At 43.8% G+C, this 13,886-nt stretch carries 11 protein-coding genes; 1 reads left to right on the plus strand and 10 read right to left on the minus strand.

Going from position 1 to position 13,886, the window contains the following annotated elements:
- Nucleotides 1-59: 59 nt before the first annotated feature.
- The 4 genes from JMF81_RS09985 to nifS all read right to left on the minus strand — a co-directional run bounded on the left by JMF81_RS09985 (nucleotide 60) and on the right by nifS (nucleotide 3,778).
- The gene (locus JMF81_RS09985; protein ID WP_201311310.1) at nucleotides 60-932 is read right to left on the minus strand and encodes a DUF368 domain-containing protein; all 873 of its coding nucleotides are present in this window, start codon (nucleotides 930-932) and stop codon (nucleotides 60-62) included.
- 89 nt (nucleotides 933-1,021) lie between these two features.
- On the minus strand, nucleotides 1,022-2,116 hold the full coding sequence (mnmA, locus tag JMF81_RS09990) for a tRNA 2-thiouridine(34) synthase MnmA (protein WP_201311311.1): 1,095 nt from the start codon (nucleotides 2,114-2,116) through the stop codon (nucleotides 1,022-1,024).
- Nucleotides 2,117-2,125: 9 nt separating this feature from the next.
- Nucleotides 2,126-2,563: a Fe-S cluster assembly scaffold protein NifU gene (gene nifU, locus JMF81_RS09995; RefSeq protein ID WP_201311312.1), complete on the minus strand. Its 438-nt coding sequence runs from the start codon at nucleotides 2,561-2,563 to the stop codon at nucleotides 2,126-2,128.
- A gap of 33 nt (nucleotides 2,564-2,596) precedes the next feature.
- Nucleotides 2,597-3,778: a cysteine desulfurase NifS gene (nifS, locus tag JMF81_RS10000; RefSeq protein WP_201311313.1), complete on the minus strand. Its 1,182-nt coding sequence runs from the start codon at nucleotides 3,776-3,778 to the stop codon at nucleotides 2,597-2,599.
- A gap of 197 nt (nucleotides 3,779-3,975) precedes the next feature.
- On the opposite strand from nifS, the gene JMF81_RS10005 reads away from it, so the two are divergent.
- Nucleotides 3,976-5,277 (plus strand): polysaccharide biosynthesis protein, encoded by a 1,302-nt coding sequence (locus JMF81_RS10005; protein ID WP_201311314.1) that lies wholly within the window; start codon nucleotides 3,976-3,978, stop codon nucleotides 5,275-5,277.
- Nucleotides 5,278-5,323: 46 nt separating this feature from the next.
- Here the strand turns inward: JMF81_RS10005 and JMF81_RS10010 are convergent, their stop codons facing one another.
- The 6 genes from JMF81_RS10010 to JMF81_RS10035 all read right to left on the minus strand — a co-directional run bounded on the left by JMF81_RS10010 (nucleotide 5,324) and on the right by JMF81_RS10035 (nucleotide 13,736).
- Complete coding sequence (locus JMF81_RS10010) at nucleotides 5,324-7,000, minus strand: S8 family peptidase (protein ID WP_201311315.1); 1,677 nt, start codon at nucleotides 6,998-7,000, stop codon at nucleotides 5,324-5,326.
- 62 nt (nucleotides 7,001-7,062) lie between these two features.
- Nucleotides 7,063-9,018: a fructose-1,6-bisphosphatase gene (locus JMF81_RS10015; protein WP_201311316.1), complete on the minus strand. Its 1,956-nt coding sequence runs from the start codon at nucleotides 9,016-9,018 to the stop codon at nucleotides 7,063-7,065.
- 137 nt (nucleotides 9,019-9,155) lie between these two features.
- Complete coding sequence (gene clpX / locus JMF81_RS10020; RefSeq protein WP_201311317.1) at nucleotides 9,156-10,541, minus strand: ATP-dependent Clp protease ATP-binding subunit ClpX; 1,386 nt, start codon at nucleotides 10,539-10,541, stop codon at nucleotides 9,156-9,158.
- 17 nt (nucleotides 10,542-10,558) lie between these two features.
- Nucleotides 10,559-11,953 carry a MocR-like pyridoxine biosynthesis transcription factor PdxR gene (pdxR, locus tag JMF81_RS10025; protein ID WP_201311318.1) on the minus strand — a complete coding sequence of 465 codons (1,395 nt, stop codon included), beginning with the start codon at nucleotides 11,951-11,953 and terminating at the stop codon, nucleotides 10,559-10,561.
- A gap of 10 nt (nucleotides 11,954-11,963) precedes the next feature.
- Complete coding sequence (locus tag JMF81_RS10030; RefSeq protein ID WP_201311319.1) at nucleotides 11,964-12,731, minus strand: peptidylprolyl isomerase; 768 nt, start codon at nucleotides 12,729-12,731, stop codon at nucleotides 11,964-11,966.
- 15 nt (nucleotides 12,732-12,746) lie between these two features.
- Nucleotides 12,747-13,736 carry a Gfo/Idh/MocA family protein gene (locus tag JMF81_RS10035; protein ID WP_201311320.1) on the minus strand — a complete coding sequence of 330 codons (990 nt, stop codon included), beginning with the start codon at nucleotides 13,734-13,736 and terminating at the stop codon, nucleotides 12,747-12,749.
- Nucleotides 13,737-13,886 lie beyond the last annotated feature (150 nt).

Raw genomic sequence — 13,886 nt, forward strand, 5'->3', positions numbered from 1 at the left:
ATGTCAAAATTGTGAAACAAAAAAAACAGAGAAGGTCTCATCCCTCTCTGTTATATCTTTTATTTTTCTGAAACTGCCTTGATTCTTTCCAAAGCAAAAATAATCACGATTCCAATCAGGAAAAATACCGGATGGAATGTGTCAATCGTCATCGCCGGTTTTGTATTTTCCAAAGTTGTCGGTCCCATAATAATCGCGTATAATGATCCGATCATCATTCCAACAATAAAATAAATCATCTGGGAACGATGTTTTTCCAGCGCATTCTTAATTGTCTTGATTACAACCGCAATTCCGGCTAAAATTCCAAACGCAAAAATCACAATTACCGGAAGGTACGAAAAATTCAGGGTCATTGTCTCCTTTAACGCGGAAATGATCGGCACATACAGCCCGAATACCAGCAGCATCGTAGATCCGGAAATTCCAGGAAGCACCATAGCTGAGATTGCAATCATTGCCACAGCAAAAATATACACTGCAAGCGGCACAGTCAGGTGTTCTACACTGATACTGACTCCCTTTCCTGATACAGGGTTAAAATAAGTAATCGCTGCTACAATCACAACTCCAAGGACTGCCCATGGGATATTCTGATATTTTCCTTTTAAAGAATCCTTCTCTTCTTTCCAGATTAACGGAATCGCAAAGATGATCAGACCAAGGAATACAGAACTGATCTCGTAAATCCGCTCATCGAAAATACTTGCCAGAACAGAAACAGCCGCAGCCATTCCCACGATCCATCCGATTCCGATACGAAGCAGAAACTTAATGGCTTCTATCCTCTGCTGTTTGTTTCCTGAAATAAAATGATCCAGTGATGTAATAAACTTGTCATAAAATCCCAGCAAAAACGCTACCGTTCCTCCCGATACACCGGGAACACTGTCGGCAAGCGCCATACAAAATCCTCTTACAAAATTAAGCATCTTTTTACTCCTACCTTTCCATTTAAAGCGACTTCCTCATTGTAACATAACTTTATATTATGGAAAAGCTGGAATTTCTTATTTTTCTCTTATTTTTCCTGTTCCATGCTTCCTTTTATGATCGTTGCGCCTCCGGCAACCAGGTTTCCATCATAAAAAACCACTGCCTGACCCGGTGTGACTGCTCTCTGGGGTTCATCAAATATGACTTTTACCATATCTTTTCCCGCCATCTGTACCGTACACGGCACCTCCGGACTGTTATAACGGATTTTGGCTTTCGTCCGGAATTCACCGCTGATTCCCGGAATGGACATGAAATTACAGCGGTCTGCATACAAAACATTGGAAAACAGCTTGTCTTTTGTTCCTATGACAACCTCATTTCTGTCCTTATCTACCCGAATGACATATCCCGGCTGTTTCAAAGACAGGCCAAGGCCTCTGCGCTGCCCGATGGTATAATATATGATTCCCTTATGGGTTCCCAGGATATTTCCCTCCGTGTCTACAAAGCTGCCCGGTTCAATGGAAGCTCCGGTTGTCTCCTCGATAAATTTTCCGTAATCGTCTTCTACAAAGCAGATGTCCTGACTGTCAGGCTTATTTGCCACCGGAATTCCTGCCTTTTTGGCAATCCCACGGATTTCATCTTTTGTATACTGTCCTACCGGCATCAGCGTCCTGGATAACTGGTTTTGTGTCAGATTGTAAAGAGCATAAGTCTGGTCTTTTGCCAGTGTCCTGGATCGCTTCAGCGCATATCTTCCATTGTCCAGATGCTGAATCTGTGCATAATGACCTGTGGCAATGTAATCTGCTCCAATATCAAGACACCGCTTCAGCAGAGATTCCCATTTCACATAGCGGTTACATGCAATACATGGATTTGGCGTTCTGGCGTTTAGGTATTCTTCACAGAAATAATCTATGACTTTTTCCTTAAAATCCTTCTTGAAATTCATCACATAATAAGGAATACCCAGAGTCTGCGCTACCCGTCTCGCGTCTTCTACCGCTGACAAACCACAGCATCCTCCATTTTCTTCCAGTACCATTTCCTCTTCTTCCTGCCAGATCTGCATGGTCACGCCAATCACGTCATACCCCTGTTCTTTCAGCAGATAAGCTGCCACGGAGGAATCTACTCCTCCGGATAATCCAACTACGACTTTCTCTTTCACAAGTTCCTCCTAGTATTCTTCCTCTTCTTCCTCTTCACTGATATCTGTTTTTGGTTTTTCCAGTCCTTCAATCTTAATTCCGTTTTTCTCGGCGTAATCCCATAATGCCGCATGGATTGCCTCTTCCGCAAGAAGAGAACAGTGTACTTTCACCGGCGGAAGTCCGTCAAGCGCTTCCATAACGGCTTTATTTGTAACCTCCAGGGCTTCCTGAACCGTCTTTCCTTTGACCAGTTCTGTCGCCATACTGCTGGTGGCAACAGCCGCTCCGCATCCGAATGTCTTAAACTTCACATCCTGGATCACTTTATTATCATCAATATCCAGATAAATTCTCATGATATCTCCGCACTTAGCGTTTCCTACGGTTCCAACGCCGCTTGCGTTCTCAATTTCTCCAACGTTTCTCGGGTTCTGGAAATGATCCATTACTTTCTCACTGTACATAATAATTTCCTCCTGTTATTTCAAACCGCCTTATTATCTGCTTTGTTTCACAAAATCCTCATAAAGCGGTGACATGCTTCTTAATTTATCTACGATTTCTTTTAACTTATCAATTACGTAATCCATATCTTCTTTTGTTGTTTCCTCTCCCAAAGTCATGCGAAGAGATCCATGGGCAATCTCATGGGGAAGGCCGATGGCAAGCAGCACATGAGACGGATCCAGGGATCCTGATGTGCAGGCAGAACCGCTGGATGCACAGATTCCTGCCATGTCCAGCATGATCAGCAGAGATTCTCCCTCAATAAACTGAAAACTGATATTAATATTATTCGGCAGTCGTTTCCTCCGGTCTCCATTCAGTCTGCAGTAAGGAATTTCCGCAAGGATCCTGTCGATCGCGTAATCTCTGACTTCCCTTTCCTTTGATGTTCTTTCTTCCATCGTATCAAAGGCGATCTCAACCGCTTTTCCAAGACCGATAATGCCGCTGACATTTTCAGTTCCGGCCCGGCGTTTTCTCTCCTGTGCGCCTCCGTGAATAAAGGAGCGAAGTTTCAATCCTTTTCGTATATAAAGAAAACCGATTCCTTTCGGTCCATTCAGCTTATGTCCGCTGGCGCTTAACATATCAATGCCGTATTCGTCCACATTGATCGGAATCTGACCATATGCCTGGACTGCGTCAGTATGGAAGATAACACCATGTTTCCTGGCAATCTCGCCGATTTCCTTTACCGGCTGAATCGTCCCAATCTCATTATTGGCAAACATAATGGAAATTAAAATGGTATCCGGACGAATTGCTTCTTCCAGCTGATCCAGTTTCAGGATTCCATTCTCATCCACATCAATATATGTGATTTCAAATCCTCTGGATTCCAGATAATCGCATGTATGAAGGATTGCATGATGTTCAATCTTACTGGTAATGATGTGCTTTCCTTTTGTTTCATATGCTTCTGCAGCTGCTTTTAACGCCCAGTTATCAGATTCAGAACCACCTGCTGTAAAATAAATGTTCTTTCCCTCTGTTCCGAGAGTTTTCCCGATCAGATCCCGGCACTGATCAATGGCCTGCTTATTTTCCGCTGCCGGAGAATATACGCTGGACGGATTCCAGAATTTTTCCGTAAAGTACGGCAGCATTGCCTCAACGACTTCCGGTCTGGCTGGCGTTGTCGCTGCGTGATCTAAGTATACAAACTTTCTCATAATCTATTCCTGCCTTTCTATGATTTCTATATGATAAACACATAAAGCAAATCTCATTTTTTAATTCCTTTAATCCCTACCTATTAACTAGGTTTTACAGTGTCATATTATCATTTCCTTATTTCTCTGTCAACCAAAATCGGGCATATCTTGTTTTTTCTTTTCATACAATGGATAAAAACGCAGAAGGTATCTTCATGAAAAAGGCAAGCCCGTTCATTCATGGAACTCTGGTCCTGACAGCAGCAAATCTTTTTTCCCGTTTCATCGGGTTCTATAATAGAATATTTCTCGCCGGTCTGATTGGTGCGCATCAGATGGGAATTTATCAGATGATTTTCCCCATCTATCTGGTTGGATTTTCCCTGTGCTTCCAGGGATTTCAAACTGCTTTGTCCAACATGACTGCATCTCTCCGGGCCAAAGGTCTGGAAGGGGACGCAAAAAAAATACTTTCTGTCACCGTATGCTTTACCGTCATGCTTTCAATCCTGTTCGCCGCTGTCATTTTTATTTTTGCGGAAGCTATCTGTCAGACTTTCTTTCATGAAGATGACTGTATCCCTTGTCTCAGGATCGCTGTGTTTGCGCTTCCTTTTGTGGGGATCAAATCCTGTATCCATGGTTATTCCCTGGGAGCTGGAACCTCCTCCCTCCCTGCGCTTTCTCTTTGTATCGAACAGATTTCCAGGGTTGCCAGCATCTTTCTGATTTCTGTTACCTTTTATGCAGAACTGCCGGCCGGAGCCATCCTTGCAGTTCTCGGAATGGTCATCGGCGAATTTGTTTCGTTTGTCTTTACGATTCTTTCTTTTTACTTCCGGCAGAAAGATTCCGTAAGCTCCATATATACCAGGCAGTCTCTGTTCCATCAGCTTCTCTCCCTTGGCATGCCTCTGACCGGCAATGCCTTATCCGTAACACTGCTTCAGAGTGTGGAGAGCATCCTGATTCCTCTTATGCTGACCCGTTTTTATGGAAATCAGCACACCGCCATCGAGACTTACGGTATTTTAAATGGAATGGCACTTCCTTTTATTTTATTTCCTTCCACCATGACAAATTCTCTGTCTGTCATGCTGCTGCCTAAAATATCTGCTGCCAAAGCAGACGGCAGCGAAAAGACTCTCCGGCGTGCCTCCCGTTATCCTGTTATTTTCTGTCTGCTCCTTGGCCTTTTGGGCTTTTTCGGCTTTTTTACTCTGGGACCATGGATCGGACGTCTTGTATTTCAAAGCGGCGAATGCGGAACATACCTTCGTCTTCTGTCATTTCTATGCCCGTTTCTGTACATTTCAGGAACCCTGTCCAGCATTCTAAACGGACTTGGCGAGACGAAAACAACCTTCCTGCACAACGGACTTTCCCTGACGCTCCGGATTTTTTTTATCCTGTTTGCTGTTCCCCGGCAGGGCATTTACGGATATTTATTCGGATTAACAGCCGGCAGCATTTTACAGGTCTTACTTAACTTTCGTCATCTAAAACAGGTCTTATGATTAAAAAGAAGGCTCTGCCTGATCTTCAGGCAGAGCCTTCTTCTTTTTATCGTATTCTTAAAAAAGTTTCATACAAATCCACGATCCCATATCCCCATTCCCTGCTGGGATAGATTCTTCCATCTTCCCTGCGGGCTCCGCGAATCAGGTAATTTTTAATTCTCGTGGTGTTGACGTCCAGATCATTTCCTTTGACATAGCCCCATTCCATGATCAATGCTGCAATCCCTGCCGTAACAGCTCCGGATACGCTGGAACCTGTTTTCCGTCCAAAACGGTTTCTTGGCAGCGGTCCGTATACTTCTACTCCAGGCGCGGAGAAATCCGGCTTTACCGTATTCCTCGGAAATCCTCTGCTGCTGTCAATATAAATGCTCCCATTGTTCTGATTATAATTGGAAGCACACATCAGCAGCTCTGTATTTCCCGGCGATACCAGGGTATTGTAAGGTGAAGATTCCAGAAAAAATGTATCCTCCGAAAGAAAATTCGCAACAGGAAGCCAGAGGTCAAATTCCCGGCTTCCCATTTTGTCATCACTGACATAAATATTCCATACTCCTTCTGCCGGATGCAAAAATCTCATAATAATGCCAGGCGCACCGGCTGACGAATCCACCGTAAAGTAATCCACCGACAGATTTGTCCTTTCCAGCAGAAAGTTTACTTCTCTCCGTCCCCGGCGTCCTCCCGCAATCCTTCCGGTTCTTTGCCCAGAAGGGGATTCAATATCTACATAATATCCATTCGGTGCCATTCCCCAAAGTTCCATGGTAAAACCATACTCCGAACTCCCTGTTTTTACTTCAACTTTGACTGAGCCATTTCCTGCCTCGCCAGAATAGTGATGCCTTGCCTGCCCTTCATTTCCAGCGCTTGCAACAACCCCCACTCCCTTTAAAGGAGCCATGCCGGCCAGATACTGATCCAGCGGCCCGGTTCCAAGATGAGACCCCTGGCTCGTCCCCAGCCCCAGATACAAAATGACAGGCATCTGGAGCCTCTCCGCCACCTGAGTAATGTAATAAACTCCAAGCATGATATCCGTTTCAGAATAGGCCTCATAAGACGGATCCATACAGTAATATTCCTTCAGATGCGGTTTCGCCTGTCTGAGTTTTACAACGCTCAGGCGGACATTGGGAGCAATTCCTGAAAAACCATCCTGACTTTCCTCGCTGCCGGCAATCATCCCTGCCAGAAAAGTTCCATGTCCGGATGAATCCACTGACGGAACAATTTGAGACGGATCTTCACTGCGAATTGCTTCTTCAATCTCTTCTTTTGAATATTCTGTGCCATATCCAAGAGAAAAAGGTCTGGTTTCGTCTTCTATTGTCTGATCCCATATCGTCTCGATCTTAGTGGTCTGATCCGCATACTGAAACACAGGATTCTGATAATCAATTCCCGTATCGATGATTCCAACCATCACACCATTTCCGTATAAATCCAGATTCGATCTTCGAACCTGGGCAGTTCCTGTATCTTCCAGAACCGCTGTATCCATCAGCCCGAAACATCTGGGAACCGCATTGTACGGATAATTTCCGCTTTCAAACACTTCTTTTCCCTGCTGAGGAACATAAGCAACTGAAAACCGGTTGTTGATGCGCAGAACACAGTCGGTCTGAAACCGTTCCTTCACGCTTTCCAGAACTCCATTGTATTCTGCGATAAACTCAAAATAATCATTGCTGACAGCTGCCATTGAACACTCCATCTTTTCACCTCTATTATTTACTATATAGAGCATATGATGGAACAGCAGGGTTTATTCTATGCTCAGATCTGTTCTGTCAGCAAACCTTTCTGATAGGCCCAGAGAAGCTGTTCCAGATCTGCAATCTTTTCTTTGATTCCTTTTCCGATATCAGTGTCTTCCACGCATTTTCGTCTGGTAACTTTGCGGATTACAATTGTATCTGAATAAATATCCGTTTCCTTTCGAATCGCTTCATCCCTGGATTCAAACGGTTCATGGGCAACCAGTTTCAGACCATAGGAATTGGATACAAGAGTATACCCGGCGATTCCTGTCGTTTTTTGATAAGCCTTGGAAAATCCACCGTCAATGATAAACAGCTTGCCATTGCATTTGATCGGGCTTTCCCCCTTTTTAACAGCCACCGGCATATGCCCGTTTACAATCTTTCCAGTTTCCGGATTCAGTCCAAATTCCTCCAGGATCCGATTCACTACTTCTTCATTTTCCAGAAGCTGATAGTAATAATCTTTCTTTTCCACTTTTACAGAAGCGTCATCCAGGAAATATCTCTCATATGTCGCCATCTTATCTTTTCCATATACCGGTGAATTTTCATTGGACCATATAAACCACATGATATCCTGGCCATAACACCTTGCTTCCATATCTTTGGTCTCATAATATCCCTGTCTTGCCAGATGTTCCAGCACATCATACAATGCTTTTCCGGAATACGGCACACCCTGGATCTCTACTTCCCGAAAACTTCCGTCTTTATTTAACGGTACGCATCCATGATATAACAGCATATCATTGTAGACCTTATAGAGCCCTCCTTTTGAAAAAAGGAATCTTACATGTTCATTGAGATAGGCGCAATATTTAAAAGCCGTATTCAAATGCTCGACAACATATTCTTCTTCTTTGGTCAGCTTATATGGATCTTTTGGATCGATCGTTGGAAAATTGGTATCTTTCAGCTTATATTCTTTGCCTTTGATGTTGATCGTTCCTTTTTCATAATCCACTTTATCCAGCAAAAGCCGGTCTTCCATTTTAAAATCAGGCCTTCTCTTGATCAGCTGTCCTTCCAGCTTAAACTGAATGATGGTGATTGCCTTATGCATCTTGCGATTCATCTCTTCTTCCCGGAAATCTTCTTTCCGCACGTCTCCGGATACATGGAACAATTCACACGGATCGTCTCCATACACCTCCAGGGCAAATCTTGCAAGAGGAATCAGATTGATCCCATATCCATTTTCCAGAACATCCAGATTATTATATCTCGCGCAGATACGAACTACATTGGCGATACAGGCTCTGTGTCCCCCGGCAGCTCCCATCCAGAGGACATCATGATTTCCCCACTGGATATCAACTGTGTGATAATCCATGATACAGTCCATGATACGGTGCGGCCCTGGTCCCCGGTCATAAATATCTCCAATTACATGCAGATGATCGATACAGAGTTTCTGGATCAGATGCGCCATGGCTGCAATAAACTGGCGGACTCTCCCTGTTGTGATGATCGTTTCCAGGATCTGCTCCACATAATTTTTCTTATCCAGCGTCCGATGCTCTGTCATCAATTCTTCCATGATATAGGCAAATTCCTTGGGCATTGCCTTTCTGACCTTTGATCTGGTATATTTACTTGCTGTGAGCCTTGCAATATGCACCAGACGAATCATTGTAATATGATACCACTCAATCAGTTCGTTCCGGGTCATCTGCTCTTCCATCAGATCCATCTTCTGTTCCGGATAATAGATGACTGTAGCAAGGTTCTTTTTTTCCTTTGTTGTCAGAGTGTTTCCAAACTGATCCTCAATTTTGCTGCGCACTGCTCCAGATCCATTCCTTACAATATGACTGAATTTTTCATATTCACCGTGCAGATCCGAAACATAATGCTCTGTTCCTTTGGGCAGATTCAGAATTGCCTGCAGATTGATGATTTCCGTAGAGGCGGCCGCAATATTGGGGTAGCGCACCGCCAGTTCCTTTAAGTACTTCATTTGATCCATAATGGAACCTCCTTTTTCCTGCTTCCTTTTCCTGCTGCTGTCCCCTTCTCTTTCATCATTCCATGTTTTTCATTATATCATAAGAAATCCACAAAAAAATACGGTTTACGTCTTTTCATCAACGTAAACCGCTTTTTTTACTGATCTCTCAGTTCAATTACAGGACTTCCATGTCCCTCGATATAATCTCTTGTAATTACAACTTTACCGATGGTGTCGTCTTTTGGTATTTCATACATAATATCCAGCATGAATTTCTCAATAATCGCCCGAAGAGCTCTTGCTCCGGTTTTCTTTTCCAAAGCTTTTTCTGCAATTGCCTCCAAAGCTCCGTCATCAAACTCCAGCTTGACTTCATCCAGCTCCAGCAGCTTCTGATACTGCTTCAAAATAGCGTTTTTCGGCTCTTTCAAGATCTTGACCAGCATATCTTTGGTCAGTCCCTCCAGGGTAAATACCATCGGAAGCCTTCCAATAAATTCCGGAATCATTCCATATTCCCTCAGATCCTCATTGGTCACATTCGCAATGATATTTTCTTCCTTGTCGAACTTATCTTTTAAATCCGCCTCAAAACCAATAGAAGTCTTTTTCATCAAACGTTTCTTGATGATTCCCTCAAGATTCGGAAACGCTCCGCCGCAGATGAAAAGAATATTTTTTGTATTCATTGTTGTCAGTGGAACCATGGCATTCTTGCTGGTAGCGCCAACCGGAACTTCGACTTCCGCGCCTTCCAGGAGTTTTAACAGACCCTGCTGTACTGACTCACCGCTGACATCCCTGCTGTTGGTATTCTGCTTTTTGGCAATCTTGTCAATCTCATCAATAAAGATGATTCCATGTTCTGCCTCTTCCACGTCGTTATCTGCCGCCTGGAGCAGTTTGGATAATACACTCTCCACATCGTCACCGATATATCCTGCTTCTGTCAGAGACGTAGCATCGGTAATGGCCAGAGGCACCTGAAGAAGTCTTGCAAGGGTCTTGACCAGATAAGTCTTGCCGCTTCCGGTCGGTCCGATCATCAGCATATTGGATTTGTCGATCTCGATCTCATCCATCGTATTAGTCACAACCCTTTTATAATGATTGTAAACCGCCACTGACATCACTTTCTTTGCGTAATCCTGTCCTATGACATATTCATCCAGCATCGCCTTGATCTTATGCGGCGCCGGTATATCCTTAAGACTTAATTTTTCTTTTTCCTTCTTCTCTTTCTTTTTCTTCTTTAAAGCAGGCTTGGGCTGCATTCCCTGCATATCGCCCATCAGCTTGGAAATGTCAAGGTTTTCCAGATCCATATTCCTTGCGTCAATAAATCCGAACTGTCCGTTTCCCATAGAATCCAGGGTTCGCTGCATACAGTCTGTGCAGATATGAATATCATTCGGCAGCTTCAGCATTTTCCCAGTCATGGATTCGGGACGATGGCAGAGATAGCAGTAATGTTCTATCTCTTTCTTCTCCTCTTCCTGCTTTACTTCTTCAATCTCATGATTGTTATGTTCTTCTGACATACTGTGTCCCTCATTTCTCACTTTATCGTAGAAAGTACTTTTCCTATTTCTCTGGTTCCTTCTATCATATCTTCTTTTTTCATTCTCGTAAACCCCAAAATGTATTGTTCTTCCTGAGGTTTTCCTTCAATATAATAAAACGACAGCGGATAGATTGCAACTCCGCGCTCCCTGAGGCGCTGCTCAAATTTCTCTTTTTCGCTGATATGGAAATTAACGATAACATGTACACCGGCTCCTTCTCCTGAAACTGATGCTCCGGGAATATTCTTCCGGATGTTTTCCAGCAGCAGATCATGTTTTTCCTTATATAAATTACGCATACGGTTTAAATGCCGCTCAAAATGACCTTCTGCCAGAAAAAGAGTCAGAACCTTCTGATCAATCCTGGATACAGAACATGAAAACGCGGTGACATTTTTTTTGTACTTCTCAAGAAGCTTAGGCGGAAGCACCATATAACCGACTCGGATTGCCGGGGCGATCGCTTTTGAAAATGTTCCGATGTAAATGACTTTCCCGCTTTGATCCAGTCCCTGCAGAGCCGGTATCGGTTTCCCATAATAACGAAATTCACTGTCATAGTCATCTTCAATGATATAGCGTTCTTCCTTTTCTCTTGCCCATCGAAGGAGCTGTCCTCTTCTCCCCGCAGGCATCACCACCCCCGTCGGATACTGATGAGCCGGCGTTACATAAGCAAGATTCGCATCGGTTTCCTGCAGTTTCTCGACATCCAGTCCATTTTGATCCATGGAAACCGGGCGGATCTGAAATCCAAGCTCTCTCAAAATGCCGCACGCATTGGTATATACCGGATTTTCAATTCCAACAACGCGTCCTTCACCAAATGTCTGACGAAGCAGAAATAAAAGATTTTCCATCCCCGCGCCTATAATAATCTGATCGGCATGTACATGAACACCTCTGGACTGGCGCAGATAGTACATGATCGATTTACGAAGTTCAAAATCTCCCTGAGGATCTCCCTTTTGAAATAATTCACTGTTATCATTGATCATGATTTCCTTGAGCAGTTTTCTCCATACATGATAAGGAAAATATTCCATGTCTGTACCGGACGGTGAAAAATCATACGGTATGATTACCCGCTGATCTTCCTGTTCTGTCTCCTCTGTTTCCACAGGGATATCAAGCGCCGCCAGTTCCTCTACCTCACACACATAAAAACCGCTGCGCGGGCGGGACTCAATATATCCCTCCGCTTCCAGCTGTCCATAAGCAAAATCTACTGTGTTTCTGCTGACTTCCAGATATGCCGCCAGTTTTCTGGCGGATGGAAGCTTTGTCTTTTGAGGCAGATCTCCCATCTGGATCTGCTTTTTTATCTGCTCATAAATCTGACCATACAAAGGCTGTCTGGTCCGGTCATCCAACTCTATCATCAGCATAAGCAGTTTCCTACTTTGCCTTTTCGATCGTCACAGATTCGATTACAACATTTTCCACCGGTTTGCTCTGCTCTCCGCTTCCGTTGTCTTCCACCGGTGTGGCCGCAATCTTATCCAGGACATCATATCCTTCAATAATCTGTCCGAAAACTGTATAGCTTCCAGTCAGCGATGGATCACCGCCCTGTTCTTCAAACAGCTTCTTCTGTTCTTCTGTAAGATCTGCCACTCCTGAATCGATAATCTCTTTTGCGGCATCCGGCTTCGCCTGAACAATAAAGAACTGACTTTCATTAGTATCCGGTCCTGCATTTGCCATACACAAAGATCCTCTCAGCGGAAGAAGATTTTCTGAAATCTCATTTTCAAACTCTTCCCCCCAGATGCTCTCTCCTCCGGTTCCTGTTCCCGTAGGATCGCCGCCCTGAATCATAAAATCATTGATAACCCGGTGAAAAGTCTGACCGTCAAAATATCCATTATCCGCCAAAGTTACAAAATTTTTCACTGCCAGAGGCGCATCCTTAAGAAAGAATTTGAATTTTATTTCACCAAAATCTTTCACTTTCATAACAGCGATGGTTTCACCCTTTTGGGCTTCCCCCAGCTGTTGTGTTTTTTTCGCGCCGGTGATTTCCGGTACTTTATATTTAGACAGCACTTTTTTTCCTTCTTCTGACGATGCTGTCGTCGCCGTCTCTGTTTTGCTTTTTGAGCTGCATCCCGCGCAGAGTGCCACTGCAAGCACCATGCATCCTGCTAAAATCATTTTTTTCATAATATTCCAATCCTCCTACTGTTCCCGGATTTTATCCGCCGGAAACACAATTCCATTCTGTCTTCTGACCTCATCCGTAATATCCATCTCAATCCTGGATGCTTCCAGAAACCGGTGATCTGTTTTCTGTTCTCTGATCAGCTGAATAAAATCTTTTGTTTCGTAGATCATTGGATTGTCTCTCCACTCAAATTTCAGCTCCTCAGAATTTCCATTTCGATACTGGATCGTTATTTTCTTAATGATCGGACACTCCTCAATGATCATACAGCCATTTTCTCCCTGAATCTGAGTCGGAAGTTTGGAGTCTGTGATCTTAGAATATATCAGTTCAGCCTGCCTGCTGCCATAAGAAGCAATGATGCTTCCTGCTCCATCTACGCCGTTGCTCAGAAAAATACTGTCAGAAAGAATTTTCTTTGGAGCGCCAAAAAGTGCCGCAAGAAAATGAATGCAGTAGGAACCAATATCCATTAAGGCTCCATTTGATAATTTGGGATTAAAGGCATTCTCTATCATTCCATTCTTGAATTTGTCATACCGGGATGAGTACTGGCAGTACTGAATTGTGGCTCTCCGGATATCTCCCAGTTTGTAAAGATGATCCAGAACCGCCTGGAATCCCGGTGAATGGACATTCTTCATCGCCTCCATGAAAACTACGCCCTTTTCTTCTGCTGCCTGGATCAGAAGATCTAATTCTGTCCTGTTGGAACAGACAGGCTTTTCACATAATACATGTTTCCCGTAATTGATCATCGTGATGGAATGAGTGTAGTGCATATACGTAGGACTCGCTACATACACAGCATCAATTTCCGGATCCTGTGCCATTTCCTCATAATTATCATAGACTTTTTCGACTCCATATTTTGCGGCAAATTCCCGGCCTTTTTCCATACTTCTGGAATAGACTGCCGCAAGCTGGATATCGTCCAGTTCCTGGACGCCTTCCATAAGCCAGTCCGTAATAAAATTTGTACCAATGGTTGCTAACCGTACCATAATCATTCCTCCTATGACGTTTCTCAAGGAAACATCGTTTATGATCCCTGCTCTGCAGACGCAGCTTTGATATCCTCCTTCAGACTCAGAATCCACAGGATTCTTCGTTGAGCCCGCTTCCTGCGTACGGCTTCCCCGCAAATATATTTG

Origin of the sequence: Anaerostipes butyraticus (assembly GCF_016586355.1) — a bacterium.
GTDB classification, from domain to species: Bacteria; Bacillota; Clostridia; order Lachnospirales; family Lachnospiraceae; genus Anaerostipes; species Anaerostipes butyraticus.

Bases quoted from the DNA above. Each gene is read 5' to 3' on its own strand.
- JMF81_RS10015 (WP_201311316.1), bottom strand. From the start codon at position 9,018: ATGGATCAAATGAAGTACTTAAAGGAACTGGCGGTGCGCTACCCCAAT.
- JMF81_RS09985 (WP_201311310.1), bottom strand. From the start codon at position 932: ATGCTTAATTTTGTAAGAGGATTTTGTATGGCGCTTGCCGACAGTGTT.
- JMF81_RS10030 (WP_201311319.1), bottom strand. From the start codon at position 12,731: ATGAAAAAAATGATTTTAGCAGGATGCATGGTGCTTGCAGTGGCACTC.
- clpX (WP_201311317.1), bottom strand. From the start codon at position 10,541: ATGTCAGAAGAACATAACAATCATGAGATTGAAGAAGTAAAGCAGGAA.
- JMF81_RS10010 (WP_201311315.1), bottom strand. From the start codon at position 7,000: ATGGAGTGTTCAATGGCAGCTGTCAGCAATGATTATTTTGAGTTTATC.
- nifS (WP_201311313.1), bottom strand. From the start codon at position 3,778: ATGAGAAAGTTTGTATACTTAGATCACGCAGCGACAACGCCAGCCAGA.
- nifU (WP_201311312.1), bottom strand. From the start codon at position 2,563: ATGTACAGTGAGAAAGTAATGGATCATTTCCAGAACCCGAGAAACGTT.
- JMF81_RS10035 (WP_201311320.1), bottom strand. From the start codon at position 13,736: ATGGTACGGTTAGCAACCATTGGTACAAATTTTATTACGGACTGGCTT.
- pdxR (WP_201311318.1), bottom strand. From the start codon at position 11,953: ATGCTGATGATAGAGTTGGATGACCGGACCAGACAGCCTTTGTATGGT.
- JMF81_RS10005 (WP_201311314.1), top strand. From the start codon at position 3,976: ATGAAAAAGGCAAGCCCGTTCATTCATGGAACTCTGGTCCTGACAGCA.